Annotated in this window: 8 protein-coding genes, 1 pseudogene and 1 riboswitch; of the genes and pseudogenes, 3 read left to right on the top strand and 6 right to left on the bottom strand. The window is 71.0% G+C overall.

Annotated features, from left to right (window positions below; translation table 11 throughout):
• Positions 1–341: 341 nt before the first annotated feature.
• Positions 342–620: an organomercurial lyase gene (gene merB, locus JNW89_RS13585; protein WP_238449216.1), complete on the top strand. Its 279-nt coding sequence runs from the start codon at positions 342–344 to the stop codon at positions 618–620.
• A 251-nt stretch (positions 621–871) separates the two neighbouring features.
• Here the strand turns inward: merB and JNW89_RS13580 are convergent, their stop codons facing one another.
• From JNW89_RS13580 to JNW89_RS13570, 3 genes and pseudogenes are all read right to left on the bottom strand, one after another.
• Complete coding sequence (locus tag JNW89_RS13580) at positions 872–1,450, bottom strand: histidine phosphatase family protein (RefSeq protein ID WP_238449215.1); 579 nt, start codon at positions 1,448–1,450, stop codon at positions 872–874.
• Between the two features lie 77 nt (positions 1,451–1,527).
• A pseudogene (locus JNW89_RS13575) lies at positions 1,528–2,232 on the bottom strand (CbtA family protein); the annotation flags it as partial.
• Positions 2,223–2,426: a CbtB-domain containing protein gene (locus tag JNW89_RS13570; RefSeq protein ID WP_238449214.1), complete on the bottom strand. Its 204-nt coding sequence runs from the start codon at positions 2,424–2,426 to the stop codon at positions 2,223–2,225. The gene JNW89_RS13570 and the pseudogene JNW89_RS13575, both read right to left, overlap by 10 nt.
• Positions 2,427–2,463: 37 nt before the next feature.
• Positions 2,464–2,606, bottom strand: a riboswitch (cobalamin riboswitch).
• 253 nt (positions 2,607–2,859) lie between these two features.
• Between JNW89_RS13570 and JNW89_RS13565 the strand changes: the two genes are divergently transcribed.
• Together JNW89_RS13565 and JNW89_RS13560 are read left to right on the top strand one after the other, a co-directional pair.
• Positions 2,860–3,258, top strand: coding sequence for a hypothetical protein (locus tag JNW89_RS13565; protein WP_238449213.1), 399 nt, complete (start codon positions 2,860–2,862; stop codon positions 3,256–3,258).
• A 979-nt stretch (positions 3,259–4,237) separates the two neighbouring features.
• Positions 4,238–9,694 carry a carboxyl transferase domain-containing protein gene (locus tag JNW89_RS13560; RefSeq protein ID WP_238449212.1) on the top strand — a complete coding sequence of 1,819 codons (5,457 nt, stop codon included), beginning with the start codon at positions 4,238–4,240 and terminating at the stop codon, positions 9,692–9,694.
• An 872-nt stretch (positions 9,695–10,566) separates the two neighbouring features.
• On the opposite strand, the gene JNW89_RS13555 is transcribed toward JNW89_RS13560, so the two are convergent.
• The 3 genes from JNW89_RS13555 to JNW89_RS13545 form a co-directional block, all read right to left on the bottom strand.
• Complete coding sequence (locus tag JNW89_RS13555) at positions 10,567–11,331, bottom strand: DUF1152 domain-containing protein (RefSeq protein ID WP_238449211.1); 765 nt, start codon at positions 11,329–11,331, stop codon at positions 10,567–10,569.
• The gene (locus tag JNW89_RS13550) at positions 11,325–11,585 is read right to left on the bottom strand and encodes a hypothetical protein (RefSeq protein WP_238449210.1); all 261 of its coding nucleotides are present in this window, start codon (positions 11,583–11,585) and stop codon (positions 11,325–11,327) included. Before JNW89_RS13550 ends, JNW89_RS13555 begins: the two co-directional genes overlap by 7 nt.
• A gap of 276 nt (positions 11,586–11,861) precedes the next feature.
• Positions 11,862–12,542 carry a hypothetical protein gene (locus JNW89_RS13545; protein ID WP_238449209.1) on the bottom strand — a complete coding sequence of 227 codons (681 nt, stop codon included), beginning with the start codon at positions 12,540–12,542 and terminating at the stop codon, positions 11,862–11,864.
• Between the last annotated feature and the right edge of the window lie 232 nt (positions 12,543–12,774).

Genomic DNA, 12,774 nt, shown 5'->3' with positions numbered 1-12,774 from the left:
TCGCCCAGGCCGGCAGCGGCCATCTCGCCATTCGCTATCCGACAAATTGGTGCCGATCCCGACTTCACTCCACATTTTGGGGCGACGCGCACTTCCAGCTCATGGGTCACGATCTTGGCCATGCGTCTTTCGTTCGGCCTGCTCGTTGCATCCGTCGCGGCTGGTCTGCTTTCGGTTGCGGCGGCGCTGCTCGCCATGCCAGCCGCGTCGCTGCAGTTCGGCCTAGTCATGCTGCTCGCACTGCTCGGCTACGTCCTGGTGGACCGAGGTGTACGCCGCGTGAGGTGGGCCGTCGCCGCCGGTATCGGGCTACTTGCCGTGGTGGCGGCGATGAGACTGCGTTGGGCACGCCGTTCATGCTCGGCACCGACGCGACGATCACCTCTGCCGATCCGCACACCGGCCAGCAGGTCCGCGTGACCATCACCAACGGTGCCGCGACCTACCAACCGGCGGAAGCGGTGATCGTGTACGCGGCCACCGGTGCGACCGGCCGCTCGGTCGATACCTGCTGCTCCACCATCAACTTCTTCACCAACGCCTCCAGGCCCAGGCGTGGATCGCCGCTCATCCCGGTCTGGCCGCCACCGTCCTCGACCAGGACCAGGCCGTCACGCTAGGCCGCGACATCTTGGAGCCGCTGCTCGCCTCGGGAGGGCGGGGTTTCAGAATCGGACACCAAGGCGCAGGCCCGCCCAATGCTGAGATCGGATGGGATCAGGGCCGCGGGGGCCGGCGCCTGTGGGGGCATGCCATTTCACGCCAGGCCTTGGTGCCGGACAGTTCATCATTGCTGCAAGCGTGGGTGGTCCATCTCATTCCAGAACGCAAGCATGCGGTAGCGCCGTCGGGGATTGACAGATTCAGCCGGTCAAGTTGGGCCGTCTAGGCGGACGTGGAGGCGTCGACCGTCCGAGCTCAGGTGAAGGTGCGCTGCTGGGGCGACGTCAAAGCGCCACAGGCTGGATGGCGGTGCTTGTAGGGCGTGCACCATGGCGGCGCGCACGATGATGGGGTGGGTGACGGCCAGGACCCGCAGACCACTATCGATGTACGTGTCGAGCCAGCCGCCGATCCGGGTAATGAGCGTGGCTATCGTCTCGCCGCCGTGGGGTGCGGCGCGGGGGTCGGTCAGCCATGACCGCAGGCCGTCAGGGTCGTCGGCAGCGATCTCGGCAAGGGTACGGCCGGTCCACTGCCCGTAGTCGCCGTCGGCGAGGTCCGCCACGATCGTGGGGGTGCATCCGCTCACCATTTGCGCGGTCTCGACGGCTGCCTCCGCGGGGCTGCTGAGGCACGCGTCCGCCCTGTTGATGGCGGGGTTGCGGGCCAGGGCGAGGGCGGCGCGGCGGCCGCCCTCGTCCAGGCCGGTTTCTCCAGCGGCGAAGGTCGCGTGTCGTAGCGCGGGCGTGTGGGCGTGGGCGACGAGGCGCACGCTGGTTGTTGCCATGGCCCGAGGGCTAGTTCCTTGTCGGTCTGCCCGCCGACAGCGCTGCCTGCGGCGTTGCGACGTGGCAGCAGCGCCGCGAAGGCCAGTCCGGTGCCCGTCCACAGCACCAGTTGCGTGCCGAGCGAGGCGGCGCGGAAGTCCCACAGCAGCCTCGCGGGGAAGTCGCCGGGTACTTCGTTCACCGAGGGCAACGCCGCATAGGCGATTACGGTGACGGATAGGAACGCTGAGGCCGCGGCGGCGCTGCGCAGCGCCGCCGATGCGCGGACGGACTGGTACGCGAGCGCGCCAGCCCACACTGCGACCAGACCGAGGACAACCATGGCCAGGTAGCTGCCGGTCCGTTGGTTGATCGTGTCGGGATTGCCGACCGCGGGCGGGTTGGCCGGGTACTTGATGAACGGGAGGAGGACCACGCCGAGCAGCGCGGCGGCTGCCAATGCGATGGCGGCGTGGGCATCCTCGCGGATGCGCAGCCGCCGGCGCAGCAGCGCGTACGCCGTGGCGAGCAGCCCGCCCATCGCGGTGCCGAACAGGCCGGTGGCGAGGAACAACCCGCCGCGCTGGCCGTCGCGGCTGACCAAGTCATCAGCGTGATGATCGACGCCTGTCGGAGCGGTATGACTGGCCTGCTCTTCGATGGCGATGGCGGCCTCGACGGAGGGTTCCCCGACGAGATAGGCGAAGCCGCCCGCAAGCAGGCCAGCGATCAGGCCCGCCATCACACCCCGCAGGAGCAGCGCAGCGAAAGTAGGTGTGGTGTTGCCGGTGGTCAGTGGCACGGCACACCGAGCAGGTGGCGGCCGTCGTGCATCAGCTCGTGCAGGTACATGCCGCTGCGCGACACCGCGCCCTGGTCGAACGCGACGAGATAGGCCAGCAGGAGAAGCACGGCGACGACGGCCAGCGCCGTCCACCACAGCCGGGCGCCCACTGGCAACTGGAGAACGGGGCGAGCAGGGGTAGAGCTGGACATGCGACTAGAACCTCCTACGGGGATGACGCGTCCCCTTCGACAGGACTGCGACGACGGAGCGTCCTGGCTCGCGGCTCCCGCCGTGACGGGGGAGCCGCTTACAGTGGCGCGACCGCACCGGGCTTTCACCGGTTTCCCTCACACCGCCGCAGATGGCGATCTGACGCTAACGGTGGGGCACCGATCGGTCAACAGTCGACCGATGTGAGCAAGGTCGGCAAGTGAGTGGACGGTCGAGGACGGCGTGGCCCCTCCGGGACCTCGCAGGCTGCGTCGTGCGCCTCAGGTCATGCCGGCCCGCGGCCGACGAGCGCCCCGCAGTCTCTCCTTGACGGCTCGGATTTGCTGCCGCTGGCCCGCGGCGTTCCGGACCGGCGGCGGGGTGACGCAGTCTGCCCTGGTGATGTGGGCAGGGCCAGCCGGTGCGACGCGGGTGAATTCCCGCGCCGCGGCGGTGGCGGTCATGGTCGCGGTGTTTCTCGTGCTGCACGCTCTGCAGTGCGCCACCGGTCTGGACGCGCCCCGCCCAGCAGTGGCCCCCGTCGCGCATGCGCTGGCCGATACCGGCGCTGCCGGTGCCCCCGTGGCGCTCGTCGATGGCACGGACACGCCTGCTCCCGTCCTGACGCACGGGCATCACGAACCGGCGGATGACGGGGGTATCGCGGTGACCGCGTGCCTGATTCTGCTGGTAGCCGCTGGTGCCGTGCTGCTGGACGTCCTGCGCCGGTGGGTTTTGCGCGTCGCCGCCGGCCGGAAGTTGACGCCGCGGGTTCAGGGACGGCTCTCGGGCGGCTTTAGCTTGGCGCAGTTGTGCGTGCTGCGGACGTGATCAGGCGCTGAGGTTTCGGACCGGCGGCGTCGCCGGCTGGTACCGCCCGGTTCGAGGGCGGTTCGGGCCGGGTGGGGCCGCTCGCCTCGTTGATTTCCCGTCCGCGCCGTCCTGTTGGTACGGTGACGTACGCGGCGAGGGCACCACCAGGGTCGTGGCGCGGTTCGGTCCGCGGGACTGGCGCAGGCAGGGCAGCGACTACGTGATCCGCCATACGCTGCGCAACGTCGAGGGAGACATGTACGCCCGCGTACGTGGCACGACTCGCTGCGCCTGAGCGCCACCGACATCGCTGGCAACACGGTGACGCAGACGATCCAGCGGGCCTACCGCATCGCCTGACCCACGGCCGAGTCCGGGGCGGCTCCATGCCGGTGCCGCCCCGGACTGCGGCGTCCGCCGACCAGCCGAACGTTGGGCCCTGCGGCGGGCGGCGCTCGAAGATGCCGAACAGTCGATGGCTGTACGACGTCCCTTTACAGGCATGCCCTTCGATCGACATGATCGTTAGAGACGGTAGCCGCGCGCTGCAGAGCATGCTCAACGCCTGCAGCTCCTGACCACGCAGATCCGGCCCGGCGGCGCTATGGGGGATGCGACCGCCGGCCGGGCCCTGGGCCGTCACTGGGGTGGAAACGAGGCGGCATCCCCGTCTTGCTTGCGCCAACTGCCGCCGGCGTCAGAAGGCGCTGGATCATGGCGAGGGCTTCGGACTCGGTGTCGAAATCCCACCGCAGCACCCGACCCGTCTCGGCATCGCCAGCGCGGGCGATGACTTTCCACCGGGCCTCGCTGTAGTCGAGGGCCCGAACCGGCGGTGCGAGGACCAAAAACTTTTGGTGGTTTCCTACAAATGACGGGTGGGTGGTTCGGTGATAGCGCCATGGCGCTCCCGGTCGGCAGGCGGAAGGGTAACCACTACCGGGAGCCGTCGTCTCGCGGCGCGCACGCCATGGGTCTACCAAAAGGGGTCAATCGGGTGTTCAACCGTGTCGCCATCGTCAACCGTGGTGAGGCTGCCATGCGGCTCATCCACGCGGTCCGAGAGTTGGCTGCGGAGACCGGCGTCCCGATCGAGACCGTCGCCCTCTACACCGACGTCGACCGCACCGCGACCTTCGTACGTGCGGCGGACATCGCCTACGACCTCGGTCCGGCATCCGCCCGCCCGTACCTCAATCTGGCGACGCTGGAGCGGGCCCTGATCGAGGCCGGGGCCGACGCCGCGTGGGTCGGCTGGGGTTTCGTCGCCGAGGATCCGGCGTTCGCGGAGCTGTGCGAGAAGATCGGGGTCACCTTCGTCGGGCCGAGCGCGGAGGCCATGCGCCAGCTCGGCGACAAGATCGGCGCGAAGCTGATCGCCGAGGAGGTCGGCGTGCCGGTCGCGCCGTGGAGCCGCGGCGCCGTCGAGACGCTGGACGCCGCCCGGGCCGCGGCGGCCCAGATCGGCTACCCGCTGATGCTGAAGGCGACCGCGGGCGGTGGCGGGCGCGGCATCCGCGTGATCAGAAACGAGGACGAGCTCGCCGACGCGTACGAGCGCACCAGCCAGGAGGCGGCGCGGGCGTTCGGCAGCGGCGTCGTGTTCCTGGAGCGCCTGGTCACCGGGGCCCGGCACGTGGAGGTCCAGGTGATCGCCGACGGGCAGGGCACCGCGTGGGCGCTCGGTGTCCGCGACTGCTCGGTGCAGCGACGCAACCAGAAGGTCATCGAGGAGTCGGCGTCGCCGGTGCTCAGCCCGGCGCAGGCAGCCGAGCTCAAGGCGTCGGCCGAACGGCTGGCCGTGGCGGTCGGTTACCGGGGCGCGGCGACCGTCGAGTTCCTGTACCACCCCGGCGAACGGGTGTTCGCGTTCCTCGAGGTCAACACCCGCCTGCAGGTCGAGCACCCGATCACCGAGTTGACCACCGGGTTCGATCTCGTCAAGGCGCAGCTGCACGTCGCCTCCGGTGGGCGACTCGACGGCGAGCCGCCCGCGGAGCGCGGGCACGCCATCGAGGCCCGGCTGAACGCCGAGGACCCCGACCGTGACTTCGCGCCGTCGCCGGGTCGGATCGCGCGGCTGGACCTGCCCACCGGCCCGGGCATCCGGGTGGACACCGGCGTCAGCGAGGGTGACACCATTCCGGCCAACTTCGACTCGATGATCGCCAAGATCATCGCGTACGGCCGTGACCGACACGAGGCGCTCGGCAAGCTGCGCCGGGCGATGGCGAACACCACGGTGATCATCGATGGTGGGGCGACGAACAAGAGCTTCGTCCTCGACCTGCTCGACCAGCCCGAGGTGATCGACGCCAGCGCGGACACCGGCTGGATCGACCGCGTCCGAGGTGAGGGCAGGCTCGTCGCGCACCGGCATTCCGCGGTCGCGCTGGCCGCCGCCGCCATCGAGGCGTACGAGGAGGAGGAGCGCGTCGAGCGGCAGCGGCTGCTGTCGACGGCGTCCGGCGGGCGCCCGCAGGTGCAGCACCGCAGCGGCCGGCCGCTCGACCTCAAACTGCGCGGCGTCACCTACCGCATGCGCGTGGCGCGGGTCGGCGCGCACCGGTTCCGCGTCGGCATCGAGGCGGGTTCCGCCGTACGCACCGCCGACGTCGAACTTGACCGCTTTGACCAGCACACCGGCCACATCGTCGTCAACGGCTCCCGGTACCGCCTGCTCACCGGCACCCACGGGCCCACCCACCTGGTCGAGGTGGACGGCGTGACGCACCGGGTCAGCCGCGACGAGGGCGGCGTCGTCCGTTCCCCCATGCCCGCGCTGGTCGTCGCCACGCCACTGGAGGCCGGCGACGAGGTCGAGGCGGGCGCGCCGGTGCTGGTGCTCGAAGCTATGAAGATGGAGACGGTGCTGCGGGCGCCGTTCCGGGCGCGGCTGAAGGAGTGCGCCGTCTCTGTGGGCAGCCAGGTGGAGGCCGGTGCGCCGCTGCTGCGGCTGGAGCCACTCACCGACGGGGCTGCCGAGACCGCGAGCGGCCCGGCCGCCGTTCCCGTCGAGCTGGACCTGCCCGCCGCGTCCGAGGAGGTTCCGGCGTACCGGCGCAGCAGGCGCGGCCAGGAGGACCTGCGCGGCCTACTGCTCGGCTTCGACGTCGACCCGCACGACGACCGTCGAGTGCTCGACGATTACCTCACCGCGCGGCGGGCGGCCACCGAGGAGGGTCACCGGCCCCTGGCCGAGGAGCTCGACCTGGTCACCGTGTTCGCCGACCTCACCGAGCTGAGCCGCAACCGGCCGACGGGCGAGGACGGCGACGGCCACGTCTACAGCGCCCGCGAGTACTTCCACACGTACCTGCAGAGCCTCGACATCGAACGGGCCGGCCTGCCCGGTTCGTTCCAGGCCCGGCTCGCCAAGGCGCTCGGGCACTACGGGGTCACCGACCTGGAGCGCTCTCCCGAGCTCGAAGCCGCCGTGTTCCGGATCTTCCTCGCCCAGCAACGGGCGTCCGCCGACGCCACGGTCGTCGCGGCGCTGCTGCGCGCGTGGCTGCGGGAGCCGCCGCCGGACGAGACGCTTCGCGAGCCCGCCGGCCTCGCGCTGGAGCGGCTGGTGGCCGCGACGCAGGTCCGCTTCCCGGTGGTCGCCGACCTCGCCCGCGGCGTGGTGTTCGCCTGGTTCGCCCAGCCGCTGCTGCGCCGCAACCGCGCCCGCGTTTACGCCCAGGTCCGGGGCCACCTTCGTCACCTGGACGCGCACCCGGACGCGCCGGACCGCGCCGAGCGCATCGCGGAGATGGTACGCAGCACCGAGCCGCTGGTCCGGCTGCTCGGCCAGCGGCTCGTGCGCGACCACCTCGACAACACGGTCATGCTGGAGGTGCTGACCCGGCGGTACTACGGCAACAAGGCGCTCATCAGCGTGCGTGCCCGCGAGGTCGCCGGCTGCCGGTTCGTGGTCGCCGAGCGCGCGGACTCCAGCGTGGTCTCCACCGCGGTGAGCTTCGACGCGTTGGGCAGCGCGCTGCGCGGGCTCGCCGAGCTGGCCAGCGACGAGAACGCCGTCGACGCCGACCTCTACCTCGGCTGGGAGGATCAGCCGGAGGACTTCGACGCGATGGCTGCCGCGCTGCTCGAGGTCATCACCGCGCACCCGCTGCCGCGGGTCCGCCGGCTCACCACCACCGTCGCGGGTCGTGGCGGCGCGGTGATGCACCACCACTTCACCTTCCGCCCGTCGGGTACACAGATCACCGAGGACCGGCTGATCCGCGGCCTGCACCCGTACATCGCGCAGCGGATGCAGCTGGAGCGGTTGCACAAGTTCGACCTGACCCGGCTGCCGTCCTCGGACGAGGAGGTCTACCTCTTCCAGTGCGTGGCGCGGGAGAACCCGTCCGACGAGCGCCTCGTCGCGTTCGCCCAGGTGCGCGACCTGACCGAGCTGCGCGACCAGGACGGTCGGCTGGTCGCCCTGCCGACCACCGAGGACGCCATCGCCGCCTGCCTCGACTCGATCCGCCGCGCCCAGTCGCGGCGACCGTCAAAGACGCGCTTCACCACCAACCGGATCGTGGTCTACGTCTGGCCGCCGAGCGAGCTCACCCGCGAGGAGATGGATAAGATCGCCGGGCGCGTGCGCCCGACGACCGGGGGCGCCGGGCTGGAGGAGATCCTGTTCATCGCGCGGCAGCGCGACCGCCGGACCGGCGAGCTGACCAAGATCGCGGTCCGGATCTCCTTCGACGTCACCGGCAACGCCGAGCTGACCATCGGCGAGCCGCCCGTCGAGCCGGTCGAGCCCATCGACGACTACCGGCTGAAGGTGCTGCGCGCGAGCAGCCGCAACACGGTGTACCCGTACGAGCTGACCGGCCTGCTCGGGGACTTCGTCGAGCACGACCTCGACGACCACCACGCGCTGGTGCCCGTGGACCGGCCGAGGGGACGCAACAGCGCCGCCATCGTCGCCGGAGTGGTCACCACGCCGACCGCGCGGCATCCGCAGGGTGTCGCCCGGGTCGTGCTGCTCGGCGACCCGACGAAGTCGCTGGGCGCCCTGTCGGAGCCGGAGTGCCGGCGCGTGATCGCCGCGCTCGACCTGGCGGAGCGGATGCGGGTGCCGCTGGAGTGGTGGGCGCTGTCCGCCGGGGCCCGGATCTCCATGACCTCGGGCACCGAGAACATGGACTGGGTGGCCGCGGCGCTCAAGCGGATCGTCGAGTTCACCCAGGCCGGCGGTGAGATCAACATCGTCGTCGCGGGCATCAACGTCGGCGCGCAGCCGTACTGGAACGCCGAGGCGACAATGCTCATGCACACCAAGGGCGTCCTCGTGATGACGCCGGACTCGGCGATGGTGCTCACCGGCAAGCAGTCGCTCGACTTCTCCGGTGGGGTGTCCGCCGAGGACAACTTCGGCATCGGCGGCTACGACCGGGTGATGGGACCGAACGGGCAGGCGCAGTACTGGGCGCCGAACCTGACCGCCGCGCGGGACGTGCTGATGTCGCACTACGACCACACGTACGTCGCGGCCGGCGAGGAGGCGCCGCGGCGGGCGAGCACCACCGACCCCGTGGACCGTGACATCTCCACCTTCCCGCACGACGTGCCGGGCAGCGCCTTCGGCACCGTCGGCGAGATCTTCTCCGCGGAGGCCAACCCGGAACGCAAGAAGCCGTTCGACATCCGGACCGTGATGCGGGCGCTCTCCGACCAGGACCACCCGGTGCTGGAGCGCTGGGCGGGCATGGCCGACGCGGAGACCGCGGTGGTGCAGGACGTACACCTCGGCGGCATCCCCGTGTGCCTGCTAGGCATCGAGTCACGAGCCGTGCCACGGCGCGGCTTTCCGCCCACCGACGGCCCGGACACCTACACGGCGGGAACGCTCTTCCCCCGGTCGTCGAAGAAGGCCGCGCGGGCGATCAACGCGGCCAGCGGCAACCGGCCGCTGGTGGTGCTGGCGAACCTGTCGGGCTTCGACGGCTCACCGGAGTCGATGCGCAAGCTGCAGTTGGAGTACGGCGCCGAGATCGGCCGGGCGATCGTGAACTTCCGAGGGCCCATCGTCTTCTGCGTGATCTCGCGGTACCACGGCGGCGCGTTCGTGGTGTTCTCGAAGGCGCTGAACCCGAACATGACCGTCCTCGCGCTGGAAGGCTCGTACGCCTCGGTCCTCGGCGGCGCCCCCGCCGCCGCAGTGGTGTTCTCCGCCGACGTCAACGCCCGCACAGCAGCCGACCCCCGGGTGCGGGACCTGGAGGCCCGCGCCGCGGCCGCGGCCGGCACCGCACGCGCCGCATTGACCGCGGAACTCGACGAGCTGCGCTCCTCGGTGCGCGCGGAGAAGCTCGGCGAAGTCGCCACGGAGTTCGACCGCGTTCACAACATCCAGCGCGCCGTCGAGGTCGGCTCGGTGGACGCCGTCATCCGCGCCGCCGAGCTGCGTCCGCGCATCATCGACGCCATCGAGTCGCGCCTGCTCTGACTCCCTGCCCGGCCGGGGACTTCCACCAGGGAGTCCCCGGCCGGAGAACGATCTCGATGCTCCGCTGTGGTGCCGATGACCGTAGTGGCGCCTCCTACCGGCAGGAGATCCTCGACGGCCTGTGGGATCGCGGTGTGATCGTTGATCACTTCGGGCGGCTGCCACGACCGCAGGCTGAAACCTCAACTCCACCCTTAACACGGAGGGTTTGAGGTCTCCCTGCGCAGGCCGTTTATCCGCGTTCAACGCCTCAGGTTTCTCCGGTCGACAAAGTCCGAGAAGGCTCCCGGGGTCTTTGCCTGCTCCGTCGCCGTCCTGCGGTACCAGGACGAAGTCAACGTTTGCCTACGCGCTACCTCGCATGCGGGGTCTCCTCGCCGACGCGGCGACCCGCATGGTGGCCAACGAACAGCTCGCCAGATTCGTCTACACCCCTGCCCATCCGGCATGCCAGCCTGCTGGGCCAGGGAGCCCGCCCGCCCGTCCTACGGGGTGGTGGAACGCATGATCGAGGAGGGGCGCGGCGGCTCGGGCCGTCCGCACCGACATCCCGCCGGCGCTGATCACCGCACGCATGGCGCAGGCCTTCGAGGCCGCCATGCGCGACTGGGCTGAGGGTCGGGCGGCGGACGTCGCACCGCACCTAACGCTCCTGCTCGACCTGGCGTTCCAGGGCGTCGAGGCGGCGCGGTAGCGAAGGCGCGTTCTGTCGGGCGGGCACGCCCGACGGGACCCGCCGGGTCATCTCAAGATGGGCGAGCCTCGACGCCGGTGATCCGCAGCCACGAGACGGGGCAGCGACGGGTGTGCGCGACGTTCCTCGGGAGACGGCCATGGTCAGGTGCACCACGGATCTGCCGCCGTCCGGGCGTTCAGTGGGGAAACGCGCGGGGGATGCGTGCGTTGAGGAGTTCGTCGCGGAACGCTTGGATGCGGGTGATGACCTGTCGCCTGCCGATGGTGTTCTCGATGCGGTCGAGGTACAGGCATCGGGCGGCGAGTTTGTCGAGGTCGACGGTGAAGTACATCGCCATCAGCGGGTTGACGAACAGGTCACCGCCGCCGGTGCGCCGGGTGAACCGGACGTCTCCGAACGCGCCGCTGGTGGCGGCGGCGATCTGTCCCTGGACGATGCTCGGCCGGTCCGGGGTGGCGGCCTGGGCGTCGGCGACAGCATCGCGGTACAGCCCCGCCTCCCGGCTCGATCCGGGGATGGACAGCGCACCGAGGTAGCCGCCGTCGCGGTCGAGCGCGGCGAGGTTCTCCAGCACCTGGACGTGGTTGACTCCGTCGTAGGCGTCGATGCCGAAGCCGAGACTGGTCACCAGCTTGACCGGCACGTCCAGCGCGGCCACGGCGGCCAGGCTGGTGATGTCCTCCACCGGGGTGCCGAGATCGCTTTCGTCGCCGCGCAGCAGGACATCGGTGCCGCCATCGACCAGCACCACCGCATCGATGTCGAGTTGTTCGAGCAGGTACCGGTACGCCGCCCGCAACGGCTGGACACCGAGCGGAGGAAAGGCGTACACGGTTGACGGCAGCTCCTGAGCCGCCAGCCACCGGGCGAGCGTCCGTTCGGGGAAGTACCAGTCCGGGCTGGTGGTGTCCGGCTGCACCGCCGCGACGTCGTCTACCAAGCCCTACGGGCCGACCTCGCCGCCCGCCAACCAGTCGCCCCTTGACAGAGGAGCAATCCACACTCCCCGACGTGGTTGTCGACGTCATCGAGCAGGCGGACTTCCTCGTCGACCAGGGGCCGGACGTCCGCCAAGCCGGCGTATGGCTGCACGTCAGCTTCAAGCCATGGAAAGTCGCCACCGTTGATGACGAGGGCTGCGATCAGTTCGTCACCGCGGTACAGCGTCCACGTCTGGTCCGTGGGGTCGGTCACGGCGCGACGTTACCGCGGTGTCCCGGGCGGTGGGGCAGTGCCCGGTGCCCGTTCCGCCACCGCCTCCTGGCCGTTCCGCCCGACGCAGTGGTCGCCGTGGCCACCGACAGCGGGGCCCACCGCGCGACGGCACTCGCGCCAAGGCACGGTCGGCTCGGTGGAAGCCTCTGGACGAGGGTCAGCGCTAATCCGCCGAACGACGACGGGGAACCGGGGCGGCCTCGGGGGCCGCCCCGGTCCATCGACGCGCCCGGGACGGTGCGGTGGCTCACCCGGTCATCTCGGGACCCACTCCCGCGCCCGGTTCTGCTCCGGTCGAGGTGGTCGCCCGGTCGGCCAGCGGGCGACGTTGGCGCCCCGTCGCCCCGGCCGCGACGCCGGACGCCACATCGGGTGCACCAGCATCCCGTTCAACAGCGGGAAGCTCTCGCGCTCCAGGTAACCGCGCCGACCGTGCAGGGCGCGGTGGCCGTCGCTGAAGGTCTCCGCATACGTCGGCAGCCCGAGCGTGTCCATCCACCGCTGACTGCCGGTCAGGACGGCGTCGGCCCGCGCGGCACGGTCCGGGCCGGGCGGCACCGCCAGGATCGCCAGGTGGTGGTGCGCCTCGGTGGGGCGGTGCGCGGCCAGGGTCTGTTCGAGGAGGAGGAACCGTTCGTGGTCCCCGCCACAGGCCAGCGCGAGCCGTTCCTCGTAGCGGGCGGGCGACGGGATGGGGCGGTAGCGGTGGAACCAGACGGTGGCGGCCGTGCCGGCGGGCAGCAGGAACACGTCGCCGACCAGCAACGCGTGTTCGGTCCAGATCCGGGCCACCTCGGCCAGCACGAGCGGCCTGCGCTGCTCGTCGGGGACCAGCCAGGCGCCGACCACGGTGGGGGCGAGGCTCGCGGTGACAAGGTCGACGATCCGGCCGACGTCGCACCAGCGGGCGCGGGCGACGGGCATGGGGTAGCTCATGGTGTGACTCCTGATCAAGGTCATGATCGGGGTACGGCAGGCGTGGTCGACCGGCCGGTGGCCCGGTGACACCAGGGCCGGTGTGGTCGGCGACGCGGGGCCCGCGCAGGGCCGTCGGTCCGGCGGACGCCGGAGCGGTGGGAGACACGGACGCGCGGCCGGCGGCGACGGCGGGAACGTCGGTGGCGACGGCCGTCGCGGTCGAACCCGATCCGACGCGACGGCGGCGCGC

It is taken from the genome of Micromonospora sp. 4G55, assembly GCF_016803375.1.
Note: the sequence above shows the minus strand (reverse complement) of the source record. Positions and strands in the feature narration are given on the sequence as shown.

Excerpts from the sequence above, each read along its gene's own strand:
- JNW89_RS13580 (WP_238449215.1), bottom strand. The coding sequence starts at position 1,450 with ATGGCAACAACCAGCGTGCGCCTCGTCGCCCACGCCCACACGCCCGCG.
- JNW89_RS13570 (WP_238449214.1), bottom strand. The coding sequence starts at position 2,426 with ATGTCCAGCTCTACCCCTGCTCGCCCCGTTCTCCAGTTGCCAGTGGGC.
- JNW89_RS13545 (WP_238449209.1), bottom strand. The coding sequence starts at position 12,542 with ATGAGCTACCCCATGCCCGTCGCCCGCGCCCGCTGGTGCGACGTCGGC.